We start from the raw sequence: 23,703 nt of genomic DNA, 5'->3' as shown, positions 1-23,703 counted from the left end.
CAACTACCTGTTGCCCTTCGACCTGTTGTGCGGAACGCAGAGCATCTCGCAGTTGGACAGGTCGGTCGAGCCGCCCTTGGACCACGCGGTCACATGGTCGGCGTCCATCTCACTGAGTTCGTAGATCCGTGTGGCGTTGGCGTTGGTGCCGACCGCGCACAGCGGGCAGTTGGACACCTCATCGGTCTTGGCCTTCTTCGTCTGCTTCTCGTAGGCCGCGAGCTTAGTCTTCTCGTCGAACACACGGACCTGAAGCAGTTTCGTGTCGGTCTCACCGCCGAGCACGAACTCATAGATACCGCGCTTGTTCTTCACGTCCAAGTCGCCCATCAGGGCCTCGACGCGGGCTCCGAGCTTGGCCGGATCGAGGTGAGCATCCTTGTACTGGTTGTACAGCGGCCCCCACTTGACCGACTTCATCTGGGCATGCTTCTTCGGGAAGGTCGCCTTGACCCAGTTGATGACACCCATGAAGTAGAGCCACAACTCGTTGGCGTTGGTGTCGTGCTGGTGGTCGCGCATGTACTCGTCGACCTTGCCGTCGTTGATCCACTCGATCGCGGTCTCGAGATAGTCCTGGCGGATCGCCACGCCGGTCATGTAGTCACTGCCGATCTGATATGCCGGGCAGCCGTTCTTGCTGAAGTACTTCTTGGCCGCCGACACCCACGGGCCGTGGTATACCGCGTTGCGCAGCTCTTGGTCGGTGAGTTCCTCACCCGCGATGTTGATCGTCTTGAACCAATCAAGCTTCTCGGAGTCCGTGCCCTGGCAGAAGTAGACCATGAGCTTGTAGTTGAGGATCTGCTCCTGCTGATCGCTCTGCAGGTTGTGGAAGGCAAGCTGGTGCCCGTCTATGGGAATTGAGAAGTCGCCCTCGACGTACTGGCAGATCGAGATCGTGCGCTGCTGGCCGTCGATGATCTCGAACGTGTCGTCGTCCTGGACGGCCCAGTACATGACGTTGAGCGGGAAATCACGGCGCAGCGTCTCGATCACGGCGTCTCGCTGCCTGTCCTTGTAGACGAACTCCCGCTGGTAGGGCGGGCGGACGTCGAGCTTGCCGCCGTAGGCCCTCACGCCCAGCTCGTCGTTGTCCTCGTAGTCCTCGACGAGGTCGCGGACCGTGATCTCGTGGAGTTTGATCTCCATCATGCGGTGTCCTTGCGTCGGATGAGGATGCGCGGATACGTCTGGATGAAGCACTCGTCATCAATCTTGTAGTAGGTCTTTCCCAGAGGAGGAGTTGTCACCTTGAGCACCGCTCCGTCGTTGAGCTTTGACACCTCGCTCGTTCGACCATTGGCACTGACCTGAATCTGAGTTGGGTACTTCTTCGTCGCGGCACCGAACCAGGTCTTGGTGATGCCGACAATCTCGAATTGGTCAGGATTATGTCTCCCCAAGAAGCTGACTGGTACCCCCATCACGCCATCGAAGTCCATAGGTATATCGACAGCCTTTGACACATTGATGGCGTCGAAGTTGTCGTACGCCGGATACAGATCTGGGTCGTACGTCTTATAGAGGATGAGATCCTCATGCCGCTTCGCGTGGTCCAAGTTCGTAAACCAGGCAGAGTTGCCGATCGTCTGGTACCGATGCCCGTCTTCGCCGATCCGTTGACCGCTCTTGGCTGGGAAATCTTCGCTAACCCGGAACCACATCTGTCCCGTGCCCGTACGTGTGACACCAAGCCAAAACTTTCCTTGCTGGACGAGCGGCCAGATGTCTCTCGTCGTGATCGCGTTCATATTCCCGATAATCAGGAACTTCTTCTCGTGCTCAATGAGCTGGGCAATGTACTCGCGAAACAGGCTGAACGGAGGGTTGGTCACGACGATGTCCGCCTGCTCTAGGAGGGCAATGCTCTCCTTCGAGCGGAAATCGCCGTCCCCCTCGAAGTACTCCACCTCGATCTCGTCGCGCCCAGGGACGCGATCACCGTCTTTATCACCTTCGTACTCCAGGTAGACGGCCTGCTCACTGTCCTCCTGCGAGAACAGGTCGACGTTCTGACTCTTGTAACACGCAGCGATAAGCTTCTTCAGACCCAACTTCTCGAAGTTGTAGCTGAAATAATGGAAGAACTCCGACTCTCGGGGGTCATCACAGTTGAGGTAGACAACCTTCCCCTTGAAATGCTTCTTGTAGTGCCGCAGCTCCTTCTCGATGTCGCTCAGCTGCGTGTAGAACTCATCATCTTTAGCAGCCTTGGCGTCGGCGAGGCTCTGCTGCTTCGTAGACGTTCCAACCTGAGCCGCCATGCCTGCCCTTCCTCACCAGCCCCTGCTGCACTGCCGGGAGCGGGGCGCATCATCCGTGAGGTCAGGTTACCGGTGAGCGCTGACAGCGGCCTGCAGACGAGGCCGATGGCCACCAGGACGCGGGTCCGCCTGTGAGACTGGCGGACATGACCACGGACACCGACGTCGGTCCGGAGGCCTTCGACCCCGACGACACCGACTTCTTCGTGCGCATCACTAGCATCGACCGTCCCGAGGCCGATGCCGACGTCTTCCTCCGTCAGTTCTCCGCCGTCGTGACCGCCTACGACGCGCTCCGGACCGTTGAGATCGGGACGGTGCGCGGCTGGATCGGCTGGGACGCACTCAAGGAGGACGTCCACGACGCCGCCGATGCCGTGAGCACCGACGCCGAGACCCTGGGTGCCACCGCCGCCCACATCATCCGCGTCCATCCTGAGCAGTGGATTGACACCGTCGTGCTCGTCGACCGGATGCACCTGGACCCGCAGTGGCGGCATCAGCGCCTCAGCGGCCGGATCCTGGCCGACCTCCTCGACCTGCTGCGCCTCGACCGCGACTCCACGGTCGTCGTCCTGCAGCCCGAACCGCAGAAGGCCACTGGCGGGCCTTACGAGGACGGCCCCGAGCGGGACGCGGCCCTGGGCTCCCTGCAGCGGGGCTACGCCAGCTCCGGCCTTGAAGCCTGGCGCGGAGGGGCAGTGTGGTGGTGGCCGTGGGAGCCCGAGACGACCCCGTGATCGCTAGACCGTAGCGCAGACCGTAGCCAGGCGGTTTCGGAGCAAAAGGGAAGGCCCCCTGGTCAGCGTTTTCGCTGGCCAGGGGCCTTTTTCGTAGCGGGGGCAGGATTTGAACCTGCGGCCTCTGGGTTATGAGCCAGTTGAGGGCTGCGCTGCTCCAACTGAGGCGACACCCACTGGTACGGCCCGCTGCGGGTGCAGGAACAACAGCTCCGCACGCACAGTCGCGCCATTCGCGTCGCCCAGGCATTGCACGTACGCCCGCAGCTGCGGGGCGTAGTACTCCACCCGGCTGGGGTACGCGCCCGCCGGGACGGCGTCGGTCTTGTAGTCCACGACGACGAGCGTGCCGTCGTCGTCGCGGAAGACGAGGTCCACGTATCCCTCGAGCACGGTGCCATCAGGATCTGGGTCGTCGTCCAGCGTCCCGACGTACGTCTCCCGCCAGTGCTCGCGCTGCGCCGCGCGCTGCACCAGGTCGCTGGCCAGCGCGGACCGCACCAGAGCGCCGACCAGGTCCTCGGTACCCACCACGCTCTCGACCACGCACTGCGCGGCCACGGCCTCGTCCACGCCGTCGCCGGTGGCGAGGTCCACCGCCTGCAGCACGGCGTGCACGGCCCGCCCGATCGCAGACCCGTACCGGCCCTTCGACCACGGCGGCAGCTCCAGGTCGCGGCCGCCCTTCGCCTGCCCCTCGGCCACGTCGTCCGGCTCGGCCAGCACCAGCGCCGGCTCGGTACCCTCCAGCCCGGACGCGCTGATCGCGGCGTCCCGCTCGCTGCTCGTCCGCGCGGCGGTCACGCCCGCCAGCCACACGTCGTACGGCGGCGGTGGCTCCACGGCCTCCTCCCCGGCGCCAGCTCCTGGCGCGCCACCAGCGTCAGGCGAAGCGGAGAACCGCTCCTCCCCCAGCGACCCGGCACCACCGGTCTCGGCGAGCAGCTTCGCCGCCGACTCCGCGCCACCGGCCCGATGCAGCGACACCACCAGGTGGTCGCGCGCCCGCGTCGCCGCCACGTACAGCAGGCGCCGCTTCTCCAGGTCGTCCATCTGCTCGTCGACGGGCTGCACCACGCCGAAGTCGTCCGTCTCCACGCCGGCACGGAACCGCACGGCGTACCCGCCGCCGTCGGGCCACAGCAGCTTCACCCCCGGCCGCCGCACCGGCCGCGACGTCATCCCGGACAGCACCACCATCGGGAACTCCAGCCCCTTGGCGGCGTGCACCGTCATGACGCGCACGGCGTCGACGTCAGTCTCCGGCAGCACGGACTCGGCCACCTGCGTGGTCTCCGTGCCCTGATGCGCCGCCCACGCGAGGTACGCGCGCAGCCCGCCGTGCGACACCTCGCCCCACGCCCGCGCCCGGTCCACCACGAACCGCAGCCGCCGCCACACGTCCCGCGACCGCGGGTCGGCCACCGCAGCCTCCAGCATCCGCCGACCGACGGCGAAATCGGCCGAGCGCCTCGAGCACCTCCCGCGGCGTCACCCAACCGCGAGTCGAAGCACAGCCCGCGCAGCCACGCCAGCGCCGCGGCCACCGGCCCGGCGTCTGCCACGCCGGGTGCCGTCGTCCCATCCAGCGTCGTGGCCCTGTGAACCTGCCCCGGAATTCTTCCACCGCCCCAGGTCGTCGAGGTCCCTTGCACGACTCACGCGACGCCGCACTGGAGGACACGTGTCGGCAGACGCACCGGGCGATATGGTGAACAACAATGCTGGCCAGTTGAGAACACGGAGGCGTGCGTGGTCAAGGCAACGGAGACAAACCTCGCGGGTGTACTTGAGGGCAAGAAGCAATACCAAGTCCCCCTCTACCAGCGCACATACTCGTGGGGGAAGAAGCAGCTCGACCAGCTGTGGAACGACATCGTCGAGCTCGCCGAAACGCGTCGGACAGACCCCGGCGCTACGCATTTCATCGGCTCGCTTGTCCTCGCTGCCAGCCCCGACTTCTCAGTCGTCGGGGTCTCCAAGCTGCTCGTCGTCGACGGACAGCAGCGACTGACGACACTCACGCTGCTCCTTGCGGCGCTGCGCGACCACCTAAACAAAACGGGCGACCGCGAACGGGCAGAGGGCGTGTACGCGCAGTACCTGGTCAACGTGTACGACAAGGGCAAGCCGACGAAGATCCTTCCGACCCAAGCTGACCGCGAGGCTTACCTCGCGGTCGTGCACTCTGCGCCGGAGGCAGGTGGGAGCGACGCGGTCGGCGAGGCGTACAACCACTTCCGCTCGAAGATCTCGGCGGCGGACGACCCGGACGACCCACACGACCTGGAAGAGATCGAGAACGCAGTCGTGCGCGGACTCGCCATCGTTGTCGTGACCGCGGAGGCGGGCGACAACGCCCATCGGATCTTCGAGTCGCTGAACAACACCGGCCTGCAGCTCAATCAGTCCGACCTGCTGAAGAACTACTTGTTTATGCGACTCGGCGAGAAAGCAGACGTCGTCTACGAGAGCGTGTGGCTGCCGCTGGAGAAGAAACTCGACGGAGAAAACCTCGAACTGTTGTTCTGGCTCGACCTCGTCCAGACAGACGAGCGTGCCAAGCAGTCCGACACGTACGTCGGCCAGCAGAAGCGGTTGGAGCGGCTCAAGAGCGTCGACGAGATCGAGGCCGAGGTTCTGCGTGTCGCCAAGCTCGGAGACGTCTTGGCGACGATCCTCGAGCCGGCCCGAGAGGACGACGGCGAGATCCGCCGGCGCCTCGGCCGGATCAAGGCCTGGGGCTCGACGACGGCGTATCCGGTCGTGATGCGGCTCCTCGACCGTCGCGCGTCGAGCACCGCAACTGTGGAGGAAGTCGCCCGGGCGTTGACCTATCTCGAGTCCTACTTCGTGCGCCGCATCGTCATCGGGCGAGCCACGGCGAGCCTCAACCGCACCCTTCTGCAGGCCGTCGGCGCCATCTCGGGCGATGATCCGGTGGACGTCGCACTCCGCGACTTTCTTTCCCGTGGCCGCAAGTACTACGCCACCGACCAGCAGGTCCGTGACGCGGCCAGCACGGTCCCGTTCTACTGGCAGGGCCGGGCAGCTCAGAAGAAGCTCATCCTGCAGTGGATCGAAGAGTCGTACGGCTCCAAAGAAGCCGTCGACCCGGCAAACCTCACTATCGAACACGTCCTGCCTCAGACCCTCACCCAGGCAGTCCGTGAGACGTTCGCCACCGGGCTTCCCGACGGGGCAGACGTGACATACGAGCACGAGCGGGTCGTACACACTTTGGGGAACCTCACTCTCAGCGGGTACAACAGCGAGCTCTCCAACAAGGGCTTCCACAGCAAGAGGACGATGCTCGCTGAGAGCGGCCTCCGGATGAATCAGGAGATCGCTGCGCACGACACTTGGGGAACCGCCGAGATTGCGGCTCGTGGCGCGGCGCTTGCTGCGAAGATCATCGACCTATGGCCTGGCCCCGACGAGACCGTCGTCGGGTCGGTCGCTGACGAACCTTCGGCCATCCGCGCTGTGGTTGCCTCGATCGTCGCCGAGATCCCGGCAGGCCGTTGGACCTCGTATGGCGAGGTCGCCCTCGTCGCGGGCACGTATCCGCAGCCTGTTGCAGGACTCCTCGGGAGCTACTCAATGGCGAACGCGTGGCGCGTCTTACAGACCGGGGGAACCATCTCTCCCGGGTTCCGCTGGCACGAGCCCAGTCGCACGGACGACCCGAAGGCCCACCTCGAATCCGAGGGGCTGAACTTCGATGACGCTGGACATGCTTCTCCAGAACAGTTCATCGATGCGACGGAGCTCGCCTCGCTCACCGGCCTCGACGTAGACCAAGCCGGTTGGCGTACTTCCGACGCATCATCAGAGTCAGGTCGCACCAACAATCTCAAGGCCCAACAACTCGAATTCTTCGGTCGCGTACGCGACCTCGGCCGAGCGACCGGCACAGTCGTGAAGTACTGGCCGAAGCCTCAGCCCCAGCACTGGCTCGACATCAGCATCGGCACCGGACGCGCGCACCTGAGTCTCACCGTGAGCTCGCGCACGCCGACAGCCGGTTGCGAGCTGTACATCGTTAACGACAAGCAACTCTTTACCGAGTTGTACGCGAAGCGCGCGGAGATCGAAGCTGCGGTCGGATCGAGGCTCGACTGGCTAGAACTGCCGACCAGGAAGGCGAGCCGAATCATCGTCCGGGGCAACGGCGACTTTCGAGACGCTGATCAGGCCCCACAGCTTGCAGAGTGGCTCGTGACGACGGCCGAGAGGTTCGCCGCGATCTTCCCTGCGTACCTCTGAGTTCGGCACTGGACCGGTACGCCAACCTGGCACCCCTCCGGGAAGCTTGTCGACTCCCTGCGGTGCGGACCCAGTTCGGCTGGAATTCACCCGGCGTTCCGTCCGGGTACGAGCCTGCCTTCTACTACGTTCGTCCTGCCAGCTGGCTTGGGCACGGCGCCTCCCCCGTTCATGACCCAGCCCGACTATTCGCAGTCAGTCCCTCACCATGTCCGCAGGAGTCCGCCTTGCCAGAGAAGCCCACCCTCCTGTTCCTGCACGGCGTCGGCACTGGCGACCAAGATGATGGGTGGAAGACCGCCCTAGAGGCGGCCATGGTCCGGCTGGGGTACCCCAGTCTGGACGGGGTGACGGTGATCGCCCCGAAGTACCCGAACGCGTTGCACGGCGTGGACGACGACGAGCCACTGCCCGCCCTGACGGTCAAGCCCCCAACCGGGGAGGCGGCCAAGCAGAACCGCCGCGAATTCGAGCGTCGCGAGAGCGCGGTTGAAGTCATGCTTGGAACGCACGACCCCGGTGCCGCATGGTTCGGCGGCGACCCGATCGCCGCGGCATCGCTCAGGCTCTCGAAGTTCCGGCAGGCCGCGAACTACCTCAAGGATCCTCGCATCCGGGCCCACGTCCTGAACAAGGTCCTCGCGAAGGTGCCGCCCTCGGGTCGGCTCGTCGTCGTGGGCCACAGCCTGGGATCGGTCATCGCCGCGGACGTCCTGCGCCGACTGCCGGCCGAAGTCGAGGTGGTGGGCATGGTGACCATCGGCAGCCCGCTGTCCAGCTCGCTCTTCCACGTCGATGGGCTGCGAGAGGCGCTGAAGGAGCCCCCGACGAACCTGGGCTGGTGGGTCAGCTTCTGGCACCCCGCGGACGCGGTGACGACACACCGGGGTGTCTCGTCGGTCTTCCCGTGGATGACCGACTATCGCGTCAACGCGCGCGTGGACCACCGCGTGCACGACGCCGTGACCTATCTGCAGAGCGAGTTGGTGGCACGCGCGATCGGCTACGCGCTGCACGGATCGTTGTCCAAGGAGCTCACCGTCACGAACCCCGGCGTCGACGTCCCAGTCGACACCCCCGAGACCCTCATGCTCCTGGCATTGCGGTACGCGTTCCTCATCGAGACCAAGCTCGACGGCGCCCGGAAGGTTCGGTACGCCGAGGCGCGGCGACATGTCCAGTCCACGGCGGTCGACGCGATGATCACACGGAGGGAGCAGGAGGGCAGGCCGCTCCCAGGCGCTGTGGGCGAGCTGGCGGTCGACCTCAGCGACTCCACGTCGGTCGCGCCGGAGCCGGCGCGGCTCCTCCAACTGTCGAAGGAAGAGAGCGTCGTCCCGCTGATCGGCATCATGACGACGAATATCGTCCAGCCCTTCGAGATCAACGTTTCCCCCGCGATCAGGGCTGAGGCACTCGAGGACCTGACCATCGAGATGGGTCTGGGGAGACAGTTCGCTCGTGACCTGGTCGCTGCCGAAGAGGCTGCGGACAAGGCGCTCTCCGGCGACGGCACGAACTGGATCAAGTGGGCCGCCGTCGGCCTCGGAGCGGCGTCTCTCGTCGTCGCCACCGGAGGGCTCGTTCTCTCTGTCGCCCCCGGGGTCGCGGGAGCGGCAGCCATCACCAGCGCGCTCGCGGCGTTCGGCCCCGGCGGGATGGTCGGTGGGTTGTTGACGGCCGGTGCACTCGTCGGCGCCGGCGGCGGCGGAGTGGCGGTCGGTCTCGCGAGTCCTGCAACCACCACCGAAGCCGTCGAGGCGTACGTGGCGAGCCAACTCACTGCCGCGCTCCTGCGGAAGTCGCAAGGCTTCGACAGGGACCTGACGACATGGGAGAGCCTCGCCGAGACAGGGATCGAGCTGCGCCGGGATCTTGCCCGGCTCGCGCCGATCTCGGACGACGGCGCGCCAGCCCTCAAGCAGCTCGAGCGCAAGCTGAAGACGATCGACCGTGCCCTGGTTCACCTGAGCACGGCGGGGCTCGGCCCGGACGAACCGGACGCCGCGAAGATCCCCGCCGCGGCTCTTCTCGAGCGTGCCACTGAGGCGTTCCGCGCTGTCGACCTCGACGGCGACGGGATTCCGGACAAGCCTCGCGTCCGGTCCGCTGCCGAAGACGCCGGATCGGCCTTCAAGAACGCCGCGGCAGGTACCGCCGGCGCCGTGGGATCGCTGCTCCGACGCAAGCGGGCAGTGGTGTCGGCGTCCGCCCTTTCGGGAACCGAACGTGGCGGAGAATCGGAACAGGTGACGACGCAGTAGAAGGGTGCCAGGAGACAATTCACCCGCTCAACGGAGTATCTGACCGCCGCGCATCGGCCGTGTTCCCCTAGCGTTCCCGCATGAAGCCCGGGCACCTCTTCGTGGTCAACGGCCGGCTCGACGCGCTGAGCGCCGACGCCGTCGTCATTCCCACGGACGCACGGTTCGCCGTCAGGAACTGGTGGCGCGATACCGTCGGCCTCGGTCCAGGCGACACCTGGAACAACCTGCGTCCTGAGGGCTGGGCCCGCGGCGCTGCACTACCAGCACGTCAGAAGCGGACAGCCGAATCCGTGCCCGAGGTGTGGTTCCTCGATGTCGTCGCGGGCTCGCCGTCCGAGGTGGGCCAAGCGGCACTCCGCGTCGTCGAAGCGATCGTCGAGCACTCAAGCGAGATCCTGATCCGGTCCGCGAACTCAGCCGGTCGCGACCTACCCCTCATCGCCATGCCCGTCGTCGGGACAGGCGCTGGGGGCCAAAGCCGGCGACGAGGACAGGTCATCGCCGCGCTGGTCTCCACCCTGCGCGACGCCACAGACCGGCTCGGCGTCGACGTCGCCCTTGTCGCCTCAGAGCGTTCCGATTACGCGGCCCTGCAGCACCGGCGTCGAGACAGCGGAACCCCTCCCACCCTGGCCGACGCCACGATCGCCGAAGAGCTCGGGCAACGCGTTCGTCGAGGCGAGGTGGCGTTGTTCTTCGGTGCCGGTGTGAGCATCGCTGCAGGCCTCCCCTCGTGGCGCGGCCTGCTCGACGAGCTCGTCCATCGGCTGGGGCTCGACGAGATCAAGGACAAGATCGAAAAGCTCGGCCCACTCGAGCAGGCCGAGCTCGTCCAGGTGACCCTCGCGGCGGCCCGCCAGGCCGACCCTGCGGGCTCGCAGGCAGAGCTCGGCCGAATGGTGGCCGAGGTCGTCGGCGACCACGCGGCACGGCCGAGCCTCGCCCATACCCTGCTCGCGAGCCTTCAGGTGCGGGAAGCGGTCACGACCAACTACGACCGACTCTACGAACGTGCCGTGACGGCGGCCTGCGAGACCGAGGACGACTCTCCCATCGCCGTTCTTCCGTGGGCCAGAACGTCGAGCGGGCGACCCTGGCTGCTGAAGATGCACGGTGACGTCGAGCATCACGAGTCGATCGTCCTGTCACGCAGCTCGTTCGTGCACTACGACAGCCGCTGGAAACCGGTCGGCTCGCTCGTGCAGTCACTCATGCTCACCAAGCACCTTCTCGTCGTCGGCGCGTCGATGACGGACGACAACCTGCTCCGGTTCGCCTACGAGGTGGCCGGCCTCCGGGAGTCGATCGAGACGACCGATCACAGCCGTCCCGAGATCGGCACGGTGATCGGCCTCGCCGTCGACGAGGCGTTCAGCCGACTGTGGGAGGGCCGGTTCAAGGTCGTGGTTCCCCAGCTGGATGCTGACGACGGTCGTCCAGAGCTCACGCCGCATGGCGAAGAGACCACGGACGAGCGCGACGAGAGACAGGCCCTGGAACGTCGACGGGCCGCCCGCTCGCTCACCGTCTTCCTTGACGCCGTGGCGATGCACTCCGTACGTGAATCGCCCTACCTCCTGGACCATCGCTACGCCGACGGACGCGACGATGAGACGGCTAGGCTCGTCGACGACATCAACGCGGTCGCGGAGCGCGCAAGGTCGCTTGCCTCCGACGACGCCTGGCGTCGGCTTGTCCACACACTCGAGACGTTCGGGGTCCGAGTTCGGTAGGGGCGCAGCCGGTTGGTGCGTTCGGGCCGGCGGAGATCACCTGGGCCGCCGACCCCAGGTCGTGACGAACTGGTACGACCAGGCGCTGAACTGCGGGTCGAGCATGAGGTCCCCGAACCGGCGCACCTCGTCCGCGGTGAGCCCGGCGGCCTGGAGCGGCTGCTCGAGCTGCTTGATCAGGCTGCGGTAGTACAGCAGCGCCGGTGTTCCGCCGCGGGCGGTGAAGGCGTCCTCGAGCCCGTGGATGTCCTCCAGCCCGGCGTCGCGCAGGTGCCGGCCGACGTCGCGGGCCCACTCGAGGTCCATCCCGGCCGCACGACCGAGGCCGTTCATGCCGGCGTCGAGCACCCGGTCGAACAGCTCCGCGGGGCCGGGGTCGGTGCCCGCGGCCGCGGTGGGGAGGCGGTCAGAGATGTCGGTGACGACCAGCCACCCGCCGGGTGCGAGCGCGCCCGCCAGCGTGCGGAGGATCTGCTCGCGCCGGGGCAGGTGGACCAGGAGCATCCGGGCGTGGATGACGTCGAACGGCCCGTCCTGCGGCAGGCCGTCGTTGATGTCGTGCCGGTAGGCGGTCACGCCGGGTGCGGGGTCGAGGTGGCGGGTGTCGATGTCGACGGCCGCGACGGACCCGGCGGGGCCGACGCGCTGCGCCATCCACCGGGCGACCGAGCCGTTCCCGGCGCCCAGCTCGAGACACCGCCAGCCCTCGCGCACGCCGAGGTCGTCGAGCACGCCCGTCGTCGTGCTGTCGAGCATGGCGGACAGGCAGTCCACCTGCACGCGCCCGTGGTCGGAGCCGGTCTCGAACAGGTACCGGGTGTCCGTCGCCGTGCCGTTCGTCGTGCCGTTCGTCGTGTCGGTCCTCGTGCCGGTCTCGGTCGCCATCTCAACCTCCAAGGGGCGATTCCGTCGGGTGGTCGCGGTCAGGAAAGGCGGTGGTCACCAGCGGGTCGGAGTGCATGTGCACGATCCGCCACCCCGACTCGCCGCGTCGGCAGACCTTGGTGACGCGACGCTCGCGGACCTCGCGCTCCCCGTTCGGCGCACGCGAGTGGATCTCCTCCACGTGCACCGTGTACGCCAGGTCTCCGTGCACGCGCTCCTCCAGTTGGTCGAGCCGCCGGTAGACGCCGTTGCGGTAGACGGCGGCCACGGCGGCGAGCCGGTCGCGCACCTCGTCCCAGCCCTGCGCGACGCCGCCGAAGGCCCCGAGCAACGAGACCTCCGAGGTCTGGTCCCACAGCCCCTGGAAGGGCTCCGGGTCCCCGGCCACCAGCGCGTCCAGCGCCGACCTCTGCGCGGCCTGGAATCCGGCCCAGCCGTCGTCGGCACGCCCAGGTTCTGCTGCGACCGAAGCTGGCGTCGTCGCCATCGTCACGACCTCTCGGGGTGAGCGGGCAGCGGCCGAAGGGGCCGCGCCAGGAATAGTGGCCCGTCCACGTCACCACACGGACACCTCATGGGTCAAGGGATCTGGTTACCATTAGCCATATGACGACGACGCCTGCGATCCCCTCGGTGCTGCTCACCGAACCGCTGGCGCTCGACCTAGTGAACACACGCCTCTACCTCACCGACTCCGACACCTGGATGGACGTCCTCGACGGTCGCGAGCAACGCGACGCGTGGCTCGGCGCCCTCGCACCGCGGCTCGACATCGGAGCCGAGGACGCCGCCGCGGTCACCGACGGCGACGCGGAGGCCCTGAAGGCCGTGCGCGAGCACGCTGCGGCCGCCGTCGAACCCGCCCGCCACGGCAGGAAGCCGCCGGCGCGGGCGCTGTCCGGGCTCAACGAGGCCGTGCGCGCGGCGCCGGCCACCGTGCACGCGCGGTGGGACGGCGCCTCGGTCACCGCCGAGCCCCGCCGGGCCGGCTCCCTCGCCACCCGCCTGGCGGCAACCTTCGCCGAGGAGACGGTCCAGCTCCTGGCCACGCCGGACATCCTCGACGTGCGCCGCTGCGACGCCCCGGCCTGCGTGATGCTGTTCCTCCCCCGCAACCCCCGCCGCCGCTGGTGCACCCCGAACATCTGCGGCAACCGCGCCCGCGTCGCCCGCTACTACCTGCGCCACAAGGCTCCGCGGGCGAGCGACTCGCTGAGCTGACCGGGGGACGTTGCGGCTGGTCCCCCACCGAGTTGGAGGTGAGCTCGGTGCTCGTCCCAGTGCCGGGCCAGCCAATCGACCTGGGAGTCGCGGAGCCGTGCCGTCAGACCGGCTCCGTGGAGCCGGGAGTACTGCGAGAACCGCTCCAGCTCGGGGGACACGTCGACGCGAAGCAGGTCCGGGTCGACCGCGAGCATGCCATCGTCGAACAGCCGGTGGATGTCCCGGCGCAGCATCAGTCCGCCGTGCTCGTGGTGCTCTCCGAGGCGGGCGTAGCTGTAGAGGTGTCCGGCCTCGAGCACCCGCGCCGGAGCACCACCCGTGAAGGCGCACGCCTCTCCCTGGTTCGCCAACAGGTGCTCCCGAAAGGCCCGCTGACCCCGCCGCACCCGCACCAGGGCCTGGCCGTGCCCATGGGTGAACTCGGCCCGCACGTCGAGGCCCGGCCACACGAAGTCCGCCGAGCGCGACGCCAGCCGACTGACCGCCTGCACCGCGTCTCGCGCCTGGAGCGCCGCGCCGAACCGCTCCCAGCTCAGCTCCCGGATCGCGTTGAAGCCCTGGGGCCTCTCGGTCAGCGGCCGGATCTCCGCCGCAGACAGAAGGCCGTCCAGCGACGTCCACGCCGCGTCGTACCGGGCGCGATACCTCGTCACGTCGACCAGCTCGGAGACCGGCGTCGCGAAGACGTGTCGGCACTTGTCGCAGCGCCATGAACGGTCCGCGCGTCGCTTGACTCGTGTCAGGCCGCAGGCGGGGCAGCGTTGAAGCTCCTTGGTACCGGGCTCCGCCTCGATCGCCTCGACCACCGACACGCCGAGCAGTCGCTTCCTGTCCCACAGGGCGACGACGTCCCCGACCTGCACGTTCTTGTGGTTCTGGACCTTGCTGTCCCAGGAGTAGTACGCGCCGACCTGGTCGTCGTAACCCGAGTTCCCGGCATGACCGCGGTCGTCGCCCGCCACCATGAGCAGCCATGCCCGGTGCTCGGCGTCGGTGTCCACGGGGCCAGCTTGGCACGACGGCCCGCTCCCCGGCGTGCGGTGGCGGCCAGCTCAGCGGTCGGGCCCGCGTCGCACGCGACCTGCAGCAACACCGTTGTCCACAGACCCCCGGGCAACCGTCTCGTCGTTTGCTCTACAGTGACGCCCGACGTCACCGCCGACAGAGAGACCCGTCATGACCCGAGCCCGGGCCATCCTCGCCGCCACCTCCATCGCTTCGGCCGCCGCGCTCCTCGTCGCCGGCTGCGGCGACGACACGCCTGCGACACCGTCGCCAGAGCCCACCGCCACCGCGAGCGCCGACGCGTCACCCTCCCCGTCGCCGACCTCCACCTCCGTGGTCGTCGCGCCCGAGCGGCCCCAGGCGATGGACGACGACGGCCCCGCCGGCGCCGAGGCCGCCGCGGTGTACTTCCTCGAGCTCGACGACTACATCATGAAGACAGGCGACACCGCGGAGTGGGAAGCGATGTCGCACAAGAGCTGCGGGTATTGCACCAATCGTCTCGACCAGGCGAACCTCATCGCCGAACGTGGGGACACGTTCGAAGGAGGCGAAGCCCGGATCCGGATCCTGCATACGTACGAGCAAGACGCGGCAACGGGGATCTGGCCGATCGATGTTGAGATCAAGGAGTCTCGCTCGACGATTACCGACGTCAAGGGCAAGGTGGTTTTCGAACAACCGGCGCAAACGAGCACGGCACGAGTTGAGACCACTCGTAGCGACGGTCGTTGGGTCATCGTCGGCGTGCCCGACATTCCGGAGTCCTGATGCTCAGGTCGTCAATGGTAATGGCCCTGATCGCAACGCTTGCCTTGGCTGTGCCGAACGCCGACTACGACAGTCGCGCGAACGACAACGACAACGAGTACAGCGTGGAGGGCCGCGGTCAAGGCTGGGTGGAAACCGCCAGTGGGCGTGAGCCGGCCAGCGACGAGCCGAAGGACCGCTATGCGCGCACCGACGCGGTGATGTGCGGGACGCTGGGCGCTGAGATCGACGCGATCAGCGGGATCGTGACCGCACCGGGTGCATGCCCCGAGGGCAAGGACGTCGTCGAGATCACGGTGCCGTGCGAGGACGACGAGTACGAGCTCAGCGCGCTCTGGGTCCAGCGGGTCCAGGACGACGGCACGTACGGCGAGTCGGAGCAGCTGTCGGAGGACGAGTGCGTCTCCCCCGCCGAGCTCGCCGCCCAGGCGCAGCGCCAGTTCAGGTCGATGAAGATCGCGGCGCCGGAGGCGACGGTGCAGGGCAACCCTCCGATGGTCGTCAACGTGCACTATCCGGCCTACACCTCCGCGACACCCCAGGACCGCACGGTCACGCTGCTGGGCGTGCCGGTCGTCATCCGCGCGGAGCCCACCGAGTACACGTGGGACTTCGACGACCCGCACTCCGCCGGCGGAAGCACCCTCACCACCACGTCCCCCGGCCGGGCGTGGCACGAGGGCGACCCCACCCCGGACAGCTCGTGGGTCGGGCACACCTACAGCCGCCTCGGCACGCCCGGGGATGACGCGGGCACGGCCGTCGACGACAAGGGCAACACCTACCGCACGGGCGTCGCCGCCTCGCTCACCACCACCTGGCAGGGCCGCTTCCGCGTCCAGGGCACCAGCACCTGGACCGAGATCCCGGGCAACGTCACCACCACCAGCACCACCGACCCGACGACGGTCACCGAGGCCCGCACCCGCCTGGTCTGCGACGACCTCGACGCCGGTGCCGTCTGCTGACCGTCGAATCCCAGGGAAACGATTGCCAGCAACGGCACGATCTTGGTTGGATGTCGACATCGTCGAACAAGGGAGTTCGTCATGCCGCAGCTGTCCCGCCGCCAGGTCCTGGCGATGGTCCCCGCCGGAGCGTTCGTGGCCGTCGCGGCGCCGCTGAGCGCCCGCGCCGACGTGCCGTCGGACCATGCCCGCCTGCTGACGAACGCCCGCGGGATCTTCGCCGGCACGTCGGAGTCGAACTCGCGGCCGGAAGCCGCGGCCAAGCTCGCCGCGATCCACGCGGCGGCGCGCTCCCACCTCGCCGGGCTGGACGCCGCCGGCCCGGGCGAGCTGTTCGCGGGCGTCCCGCTCGGCACGAGCGACCCGAACCTCGCCACGTCGTTCCTGCGGTTGTACGAGATCGCGCTGGCGACCGGCACCCCGGGCTACGCGTCCGACCTGGTGGGGAACGCCGCCGTCCAGCGTCGGGTGCTCGACGGGCTCGAGTGGCTGCACGCCAGCTACTACGGCGACCAGAGCGCCGGCTACTACGGCAACTGGTTCCACTGGGAGATCGGCATCCCCGCGAGCGTCAGCAAGACGTTCGCGCTCCTGGCCGACCTGACGGCGGCGGAACGACCGGGCCTGATCGCGACGTACGTCGCCTCGATGGACGCGTACCTGCGCAACGGCAAGAACGGCGACGTCGACCTCGACTCCCGCTTCCACACCGGCGCGAACCTCGCCGACATCACGACGAACCGCATCCTGCAGGGCGCGCTCACCGGCGACGACGCCCGGGTGTCCAAGGCGATCGCCGACCAGTCCACAGTGTTCACGACGATCGACCCGTACGACCTCCAGCACGGCAACACCGACGGCTACTACGCCGACGGCTCGTTCATCCAGCACCACTCGGTGGCCTACACCGGCTCGTACGGGCGCACGCTGCTGACCCGCGTCGTGCAGACCGTGAAGCTGCTCGACGGCACGGCCGCGGCACCCGGGACCGAGCTGCCGGACGTCGTGCACGGCTGGGTGCGCGACGGGTTCGCGCCCGTCATCGTCGACGGCTGGATGATGGAGATCGTCAAGGGCCGCTCCGTGGTGCGCACCGGCGGCGGGTACGCCGACGTCGCCACGGTCATCGAGGCCGTGGTCGACCTGAGCGCCTACACGAGCCCCGGCCACGCGGCCGCCCTGGGCGCGTACGTCCGCCATCTGGCGACGGCGTCGCCCACGCCGCCCGACCCCGCCCGGTTCGTCTCGCCGGTGAGCATCGTCCGCTACGCGGACCTCCTCGCGGACGCCGGCGCGCCCGCCGCCGACCTCAACCCGCCCGAGCGCTCGGTCGCGCTCAACGCGATGGACCGCACGGTGCACCGGCGTCCCGGGTACACGTTCGCGCTGGCGCGCAGCTCGGGCCGGATCAGCAAGTACGAGTACATGAGCGGCGAGAACCTCATGCCGTGGTTCCAGGGCGACGGCGCGTTCCACCTCTACCTCGCCGGCCAGGACCACGCGCAGGCGTTCGGCGTCGACTTCTACACCACCGTCTCGCCGTACCGCCTGCCCGGCACCACCGTGCCGGTCGAGGAGCGGCAGACCGTCCCCGAGGCGTACGGGCGGCTCTGGTACGAGAACCCCGGCCACCCGCTCGGGTTCACGTCGTCGTCGGAGTCCCAGAACACGTACGTCTACTTCCCGCGCGCCACGAACTCCTTCTCCGGCGGCGCGACCCTCGGCACGTTCGGCGCCGCGGGGATGGTGCTGTCCGACGACGTCCCCTACCGCGACGCGCAGGCCGGTGTCCTGCCCGACGACTTCGTGGTCTACGCGAACGCGCGCGCGACCAAGTCGTGGTTCCTGCTCGACGACGAGGTGGTCGTGCTGGCGGCGGGCATCGGTGACGAGCACGGCCGCGACGTCGTCACGACGCTGGATGCCCGCATCGCCGCGCCCGGCGACGGCGTGGTCGTCACCGGCCGCCGCGCGGACGGCGGCTCGTGGTCGCCGCAGGACGGCGCGGAGCGGCTCGCGTGGCTGCGGTGGGACAACCCCGCGCAGGGCGTGGCCGTCGGGTACGCGCTGCTCGGCTCCCCTCACGAGTCCGAGCCGGTGCGCGTGACGCTCGAGGACGTGACGCGCAGCCGCCGCGTGGTCCGCACGTCCAACCCGGACACCGCGGTGACGAAGCGGGTGTTCACGGCCACCGTCGAGCACAGCGACGAGCACAGCCGGCGCCGCGCGGAGCTCGCCTACGCGATCGTGCCGGGCGCGACCGAGGAGCAGCTGGCGGGCTACGGGCGCCGGGGTCCGCTGGCCGTGCTCGCGAACGACGAGCGGGTGCAGGCGGTGCGGCACTCCGGCCTCGGGCTGCTCGCCGCGAACGTGTTCTCCGGCCGTGCGCACGTGCGGAACCTGACGATCGACGGCCCGGCGTCCGTCCTCGTGCGCGAGGACGGCGGCGGCACGGCCGTGGCGCTGTCCGACCCGACCATGCTGCGCGACGCCGTCACGCTGACGATTCGCGGCCGGCACCTCGACGCCGTCTCCGCGGACGACGACGTCGAGGTGCGACGGGTGCCGGGCGGCACCGAGGTGCGGGCCCGCACGCGCGAGGCGTACGGCGCGAGCCTCACCGCCACGCTGCGCCTGCGCTGACGTCAGATGACGCTGCGCCCCTCGGCCTTCGCCGCGCGCAGCTCCCGGAAGAACGCGCGGCTGATCACGAACAGCACGCCGGCCACGACGACCGGCCAGATGAGCACGTACAGCGTCAGCAGGAACGTCACAAGATCCCCTCTCCTGCCGCGACGGGCTCGGGCCGTCGCGGCTCGTCGACCGGCTGGCTCACGGCCGCCGGCTCCTTGTCGAAGTCACCGGTGCGCTCCTTGATGAGCGCGAAGTCGAACCGGTCCTTGTTCAGCATCGTCAGGGCGACGCAGACGACCGTGCTGGCCGCGTAGGCCACGAGCGACCCCGACAGCACCGGGTAGGTGTGCAGGAACCCGATCGCGAACGGCGCGGCCACCACCGTGGCGAGGATCCCGACGACGAGCGCGACCCGCGTGCCGAAGAAGCCGAAGGCCATGAGGCCGAGCACGACCCCGATGCCGAGGGTGGACAGGACGTCCGAGGCGATCCCCAGACCGCCCGACAGGTCCACCCACGAGAACCGCACCGGCAGGAACACCGCGAGGCCCGCGACGACCGCCACGCTGAACGCGACGTTCGTGACACGGTCCCAGTAGAAGCTCGCGATGACGGGGAACACGAGCGCACCCCACAGCGCGCCGACGAACACCAGCAGGTCCAGGATGTTGAACCTGCCCCCGGCGAACACGAGCCCCGCGGCGATCGCGACGACCATCGTGATCCGGCCGATGAGGACCATCGTGCGCGGGTTCGCCCGCTTCTTGCCCGCGACGTTCTGGCCGTAGACGTCCGCCATGACGATCGCCGAGAGCGCCGTCAGGTCGGAGTCCGCCGTCGACGACAGCGACCCGATGATCATCACGAAGAACAGGCACAGCAGCAGGGGGTTCAGGTAGGTCGCGGCCAGCTGCGGGATGAGGTTGTTGACGTCGCCGTCGAGGGGCTGGATCCCCGCGTACAGGGCGATGACGCCGAGCATCCCGATGCCGATGATCGTCGCGCCGTAGCCGAACGTCGCCGTGACGAACGTCTTCTTGATGAGGTCCTCCCGGACCGCGAAGAGCCGTTGGGCGATGGTCTGGTTGCCGATCGCGTAGGCCAGCACGGCGGCGATGTACGGGGCGCCCTGGTTGAAGAACGCGTCCGAGGAGAAGAAGTTCTCCTGCTGGGGCGTGAGGTTCGCCGCGCCTGTCTCGAACAGGCTGGGACCGCCCGCGGCGAAGAACACGACCGGGATGATGACCACGACAGCACCCAGCAGCGCCACCACCTGCGCGAAGTCGGTGAGGACCGACGCCCGGAAACCCGACCACAGCGTGTACAGGAGCACGCCGGCCGCGATGGCGACGACCCCCTGCGTGAACGTGTAGGGCGTGAGCATGCCGACCAGCGCCCCGCCGGCGATCAGGTTGGACGTGAGGCTGATGACGCTACCGAGCACGTTGGACCCCGCGAGCATGAGCTGGCTCGAACGGCCGTGCCGGGCGAACATCACCTCCGCGATCGTGTGCGCGCGCGGCGCCACCGCGCGGATCCGGCGCCCGAACGGGTAGATGAGCAGGATCATCAGCGCGCCCCAGAGCCCGTAGTGGATCGGGCCCGAGACGCCGTAGGTGTAGCCGGACGTGGCCGAGGCGTACATCGACGACGCCCAGATCCAGGTGGCCGTCATCGACGCGGCGGAGATGCCGAACCCGATCTTGCCGCCGCCGGTCATGTAGCCGTCCGCGTTCTCCTTCTTGCGGCTGATGCGGACCGACATGTAGAAGCTGCCGCCGAAGAACAGCAGGAAGATGAGGATCACGACGGACCCAGGAAGTTGTTGCAGCTCGCCCAAGGCGTTCTCACTCTCTCGTCAGGGAACCGGAAGCCAGGTGAAGCTCCGGGAGGGACGGGTGGGGAACGGCCGTCAGCCGGGCGGGACTCGTCGGGGACAGGCGGGGCGGCACGCACAGGGTCGCGCGTACCGAGCCGGCTGGGTCGACAGCACAGAGCTCCTTCCGTTCTTCAGCGGCGTCGTCCGAGCGCAGAGCGTTGCGCCGCGGCCGAGGCGTTCAGGCGCCGACACCCGAGACCGGGCCGGCGAGGCGGTGACGGGACCGTGGGCTCGCGCCAGGGGCGCCGACGCGACGTGGCATCGGGCTTCCTCAGGGGGCGGCGTAGTGCGGCGCAGCGCGCCGGCGACCGGATCCGTCGGTCACGGTTATACCACAAACGACCCATGCGCAGCCCGGGCCGTCCCCCTCGGTGAGAGGGGCCTGACCTGCGACCATGATCGGCGTCACCACGGGGTCCGGCCGGGATGTTCGACGTCATCCGTGATTGCCTGGGCCGATGGGAGTGGAGCGAGTGATGCCGATCCTGACCGTGCCGGACGTACGCCAGGCAGTGCGCGAGCACGAGGCGGTGCTGGGGCTCCGCGTCCTCATGGACCTCGGGTGGATCGTCACCCTCGGCGACGACGAGGGCCACCAGCTCAGCCTGATGTCCCGGGACGCGTCAGCCCCGGTGAACCCGGACGTCTCGGTGTTCGTCGACGACGTCGACGCGGCCCTCGAGCGCGCCCGGGCCGCGGGGGTCGAGATCGTGCACCCGATGACGCGCGAGCCCTGGGGTGTCACGCGGTTCTTCTACCGCGGGCACGACGGCCGGGTCGTCAACGTGGGCACCCACACCGCCGTCTGACGAGGCCGGTGGGATCCACCCTGCGCACCCGAGGTGAAGGTGAGGCCGAACAGATGATGAGCGAGCCGGCGCCCGGCATCGCCTGGACCTCCGCGAAGGGCTCCTTCGCGCGCCCCGTGGCCGAGCACGCCCTCGCGTTGACCCTGGCGACGCTGCGGCACCTGCCGGAGCGCGCCCGCGTGGACGCCATCGTCGACCCGGTCGCCGGATACTGACGCGACCCCGTGAGCGGCGACGTCACCTGACCCGCGCGACGGCCGGGCCTGCGGCCTCGGCCCGACGCCACCACGCGGCGATGGCGGCCGCCGTCGCGGCCATCACCACCACCTGGATCGCGGCGCCCGCGGCCCCGGTCGGCGGCATCAGCGCGTCGGTCACGTTCCAGGCGGCGTGCAGCAGCACCGCGGACGCGACGCCGCCGCGCAGCCGCTCGACCAGGAACAACGCGACGTAGCTCAGCAGCAGGAGCGAGGCGAAGAAGCACAGCCCCTCGACGGTCAGCAGCCCCTTGTCGTGCTGGCTGGTGCCGGGCAGGAAGAACAGCGGCAGGTGCCAGGCCCACCACGCCACGCCGACGACGAGCGCCGCCGCCCACCGGCGCGGCACGAGCAGCCGCACGCGGGGCTGGAGGTAGCCGCGCCATCCGAGCTCCTCCGACAGCGGCCCGGACACGAGGGTGTAGGCGACGACGCCGGCGACCCCGCCCACGCTCGCGACCGTCGTCGAGGCGTGAGCGCCGATGTCCCCCGGCGCGAGCACGACAGAGGCGACCACCGGCCCCAGGCCTCCCGCCACCAGGGCCACCAGCACCCACGAGACGCGCGGGCGCACCCGCGGCGCGACCCGGTCGCGTGGCCGGCGGCACCACAGCGCGACGGCCGCCAACGACGGCCCTGCCGCCGCCAGGGCGAACACGATCTCCCCCGCCCCACGGGAGACGTCGGCACCGGACACGCCCAGCGCGATCCATGGGATCCACGAGAGCGCGACGGTGACGACTCCGAACGAGGCCAGGTCGGCCCGGGGCTGACGAGACATGGCTCCACCGTCGTGTCCCCGCGCCGGCCCCGGCCATGAGGCCCGCCTCCGACCGTGCCGGTGGCTACCCCACCGCCGGCGGGAGACGTCGGCCGGCCGCTCAGCCGGGGACGAGCACGGTGCGGTCGAACGCACCGCCGTGCTCGGAGGCGAAGGCGACGGCGTCGTTCACGTCGTCCAGGCCGAACGTCGTGACGGTCTCCGGGCCCAGGTCCAGCACTCCCGAGGCGATCATCCGGATCATCGCGACGTTGTCCGTGCGCGAGCCGAGCCACTGCCCGCGCACGGTCACCGAGTTCCGCATGAGCCAGGGGTACGGCAGGGCGAGGTCGGGTCCGCCGAGCATGCCCACGCCACCCATGAGCACCACTCGGCCGCCCTCCTGCACCGTCATCGCGGCGGCGCGGGTCACGGTGCTCGGCGCCGAGGGCGGCAGCAGGTCGATCACGACGTCGACCGGGTGGTCGGCGGCCGCGACGACGGCCGCCCGGTCGGCGTCCTCGTCGCCGCTCAGGACGACGGGGCGGACCCGGTCGCCGAAGCGTCCGACCAGGGCGTCCAGCGCGAACCGGTTCCGGCCCGGTGCGACGACCTGCCCAGCACCCATCGCGAGGGCGACGGCGACCGCCGCGCCGCCGAGGTTCCCGGACGCGCCGCTGACCACCACGGTCTCCCCCGCGGCGAGGCCGACGGCGTGCAGCCCGCCGTACGGGACGAGGTGCACGGTCAGCGTGGACCAGCGCGCCGGGTCCTGGGCGGCGGCCTCGGGCAGCCGGTAGACGTTCTCGGTGGGCACCCGCATCAGCTCCGCGAAGGCGCCGTCGTGCAGGTGCTCGGCGAGCCTCGCCCCGCCGTCCCCGCGCGAGCTGAGCCCCTGCAGCGCGACGTCGGGCGTGCGGGCGTCGTCGCGCGACCGCACCGTCGGGTCGCACCAGACGAGGTCGCCCGCCCGCAGGCGGGTGGCGTCCGGCCCGACGGTCACGATTCGTCCGACGGCGCCCGCCCCCGGCACGACCGGGGGCACCAGCGGGTACCGGCGCCGGCCGCTGAACACCTCCGCCGTGTACGGCAGGATGCAGGTCGCCAGCACCCGCACCAGTACCTCTCCGCCATGGGCCACCGGGTCGTCCTGCTCACGCACCACGAGTGGGCTGCCGAACCGTTCCAAGACTGCTGCTCGCACGTTCGCTCCTCCTTCGTCCTGCGTGACGCTA

At 69.1% G+C, this 23,703-nt stretch carries 19 protein-coding genes and 1 pseudogene; 10 read left to right on the top strand and 10 right to left on the bottom strand.

Annotation, left to right across the window (positions count from 1 at the left end):
* Positions 1 to 3: 3 nt before the first annotated feature.
* A complete protein-coding gene (locus tag IEW03_RS04765; protein WP_229737469.1) occupies positions 4 to 1,155 on the bottom strand; it encodes an HNH endonuclease family protein in 1,152 nt (383 codons plus the stop codon).
* Positions 1,152 to 2,267 carry an adenine-specific methyltransferase EcoRI family protein gene (locus tag IEW03_RS04760; RefSeq protein ID WP_188522520.1) on the bottom strand — a complete coding sequence of 372 codons (1,116 nt, stop codon included), beginning with the start codon at positions 2,265 to 2,267 and terminating at the stop codon, positions 1,152 to 1,154. The genes IEW03_RS04765 and IEW03_RS04760 overlap by 4 nt, the downstream gene beginning before the upstream one ends.
* Positions 2,268 to 2,413: 146 nt before the next feature.
* On the opposite strand from IEW03_RS04760, the gene IEW03_RS04755 reads away from it, so the two are divergent.
* Positions 2,414 to 3,007 (top strand): N-acetyltransferase, encoded by a 594-nt coding sequence (locus IEW03_RS04755; protein WP_188522519.1) that lies wholly within the window; start codon positions 2,414 to 2,416, stop codon positions 3,005 to 3,007.
* 129 nt (positions 3,008 to 3,136) lie between these two features.
* Here the strand turns inward: IEW03_RS04755 and IEW03_RS04750 are convergent, their stop codons facing one another.
* Positions 3,137 to 4,447 (bottom strand): 3'-5' exonuclease, encoded by a 1,311-nt coding sequence (locus tag IEW03_RS04750; protein ID WP_229737467.1) that lies wholly within the window; start codon positions 4,445 to 4,447, stop codon positions 3,137 to 3,139.
* A 312-nt stretch (positions 4,448 to 4,759) separates the two neighbouring features.
* Here IEW03_RS04750 and IEW03_RS04745 point away from each other — a divergent pair, with 312 nt between their 5' ends.
* The 3 genes from IEW03_RS04745 to IEW03_RS04735 all read left to right on the top strand — a co-directional run bounded on the left by IEW03_RS04745 (position 4,760) and on the right by IEW03_RS04735 (position 11,276).
* Positions 4,760 to 7,276 carry a DUF4268 domain-containing protein gene (locus tag IEW03_RS04745; RefSeq protein ID WP_188522518.1) on the top strand — a complete coding sequence of 839 codons (2,517 nt, stop codon included), beginning with the start codon at positions 4,760 to 4,762 and terminating at the stop codon, positions 7,274 to 7,276.
* A 227-nt stretch (positions 7,277 to 7,503) separates the two neighbouring features.
* Complete coding sequence (locus IEW03_RS04740) at positions 7,504 to 9,540, top strand: alpha/beta hydrolase family protein (RefSeq protein ID WP_188522517.1); 2,037 nt, start codon at positions 7,504 to 7,506, stop codon at positions 9,538 to 9,540.
* 80 nt (positions 9,541 to 9,620) lie between these two features.
* Entirely contained in the window at positions 9,621 to 11,276 is a 1,656-nt protein-coding gene (locus tag IEW03_RS04735) for an SIR2 family protein (RefSeq protein WP_188522516.1), read from the top strand.
* Positions 11,277 to 11,312: 36 nt separating this feature from the next.
* Here the strand turns inward: IEW03_RS04735 and IEW03_RS04730 are convergent, their stop codons facing one another.
* Positions 11,313 to 12,161, bottom strand: coding sequence for a class I SAM-dependent methyltransferase (locus IEW03_RS04730; RefSeq protein ID WP_188522515.1), 849 nt, complete (start codon positions 12,159 to 12,161; stop codon positions 11,313 to 11,315).
* Position 12,162: 1 nt separating this feature from the next.
* A complete protein-coding gene (locus IEW03_RS04725; RefSeq protein WP_188522514.1) occupies positions 12,163 to 12,648 on the bottom strand; it encodes a YybH family protein in 486 nt (161 codons plus the stop codon).
* A gap of 119 nt (positions 12,649 to 12,767) precedes the next feature.
* On the opposite strand from IEW03_RS04725, the gene IEW03_RS04720 reads away from it, so the two are divergent.
* On the top strand, positions 12,768 to 13,382 hold the full coding sequence (locus tag IEW03_RS04720; protein ID WP_188522513.1) for a CGNR zinc finger domain-containing protein: 615 nt from the start codon (positions 12,768 to 12,770) through the stop codon (positions 13,380 to 13,382).
* Here the strand turns inward: IEW03_RS04720 and IEW03_RS04715 are convergent.
* On the bottom strand, positions 13,337 to 14,386 hold the full coding sequence (locus IEW03_RS04715) for an HNH endonuclease (protein WP_188522512.1): 1,050 nt from the start codon (positions 14,384 to 14,386) through the stop codon (positions 13,337 to 13,339). The two genes, IEW03_RS04720 and IEW03_RS04715, sit on opposite strands and share 46 nt — an antisense overlap.
* A 175-nt stretch (positions 14,387 to 14,561) precedes the next feature.
* On the opposite strand from IEW03_RS04715, the gene IEW03_RS04710 reads away from it, so the two are divergent.
* The 3 genes from IEW03_RS04710 to IEW03_RS04700 all read left to right on the top strand — a co-directional run bounded on the left by IEW03_RS04710 (position 14,562) and on the right by IEW03_RS04700 (position 18,772).
* Entirely contained in the window at positions 14,562 to 15,161 is a 600-nt protein-coding gene (locus IEW03_RS04710; protein ID WP_188522511.1) for a DUF6318 family protein, read from the top strand.
* 128 nt (positions 15,162 to 15,289) lie between these two features.
* Positions 15,290 to 16,129, top strand: coding sequence for a hypothetical protein (locus IEW03_RS04705; RefSeq protein WP_188522510.1), 840 nt, complete (start codon positions 15,290 to 15,292; stop codon positions 16,127 to 16,129).
* Between the two features lie 81 nt (positions 16,130 to 16,210).
* Entirely contained in the window at positions 16,211 to 18,772 is a 2,562-nt protein-coding gene (locus tag IEW03_RS04700; RefSeq protein WP_188522509.1) for a polysaccharide lyase family 8 super-sandwich domain-containing protein, read from the top strand.
* A 2-nt stretch (positions 18,773 to 18,774) separates the two neighbouring features.
* Here the strand turns inward: IEW03_RS04700 and IEW03_RS20300 are convergent, their stop codons facing one another.
* The gene (locus IEW03_RS20300; RefSeq protein WP_229737465.1) at positions 18,775 to 18,903 is read right to left on the bottom strand and encodes a putative transporter small subunit; all 129 of its coding nucleotides are present in this window, start codon (positions 18,901 to 18,903) and stop codon (positions 18,775 to 18,777) included.
* A complete protein-coding gene (locus IEW03_RS04695; RefSeq protein ID WP_188522771.1) occupies positions 18,900 to 20,528 on the bottom strand; it encodes a sodium:solute symporter family transporter in 1,629 nt (542 codons plus the stop codon). The genes IEW03_RS20300 and IEW03_RS04695 overlap by 4 nt, the downstream gene beginning before the upstream one ends.
* A 590-nt stretch (positions 20,529 to 21,118) precedes the next feature.
* Between IEW03_RS04695 and IEW03_RS04690 the strand changes: the two genes are divergently transcribed.
* A complete protein-coding gene (locus IEW03_RS04690) occupies positions 21,119 to 21,451 on the top strand; it encodes a VOC family protein (RefSeq protein WP_229737463.1) in 333 nt (110 codons plus the stop codon).
* A gap of 77 nt (positions 21,452 to 21,528) precedes the next feature.
* Positions 21,529 to 21,630 (top strand): annotated as a pseudogene (locus tag IEW03_RS04685) (hydroxyacid dehydrogenase); the annotation flags it as partial.
* A gap of 58 nt (positions 21,631 to 21,688) precedes the next feature.
* Here the strand turns inward: IEW03_RS04685 and IEW03_RS04680 are convergent.
* On the bottom strand, positions 21,689 to 22,489 hold the full coding sequence (locus IEW03_RS04680; protein ID WP_188522507.1) for a CPBP family intramembrane glutamic endopeptidase: 801 nt from the start codon (positions 22,487 to 22,489) through the stop codon (positions 21,689 to 21,691).
* A 100-nt stretch (positions 22,490 to 22,589) separates the two neighbouring features.
* Positions 22,590 to 23,672 (bottom strand): alcohol dehydrogenase catalytic domain-containing protein, encoded by a 1,083-nt coding sequence (locus IEW03_RS04675; protein WP_188522506.1) that lies wholly within the window; start codon positions 23,670 to 23,672, stop codon positions 22,590 to 22,592.
* Positions 23,673 to 23,703: the final 31 nt, after the last annotated feature.

Origin of the sequence: Isoptericola cucumis (assembly GCF_014635665.1) — a bacterium.
Taxonomy (GTDB): Bacteria; Actinomycetota; Actinomycetes; order Actinomycetales; family Cellulomonadaceae; genus Isoptericola; species Isoptericola cucumis.
This window is presented reverse-complemented; position numbering and strand designations above follow the sequence as displayed.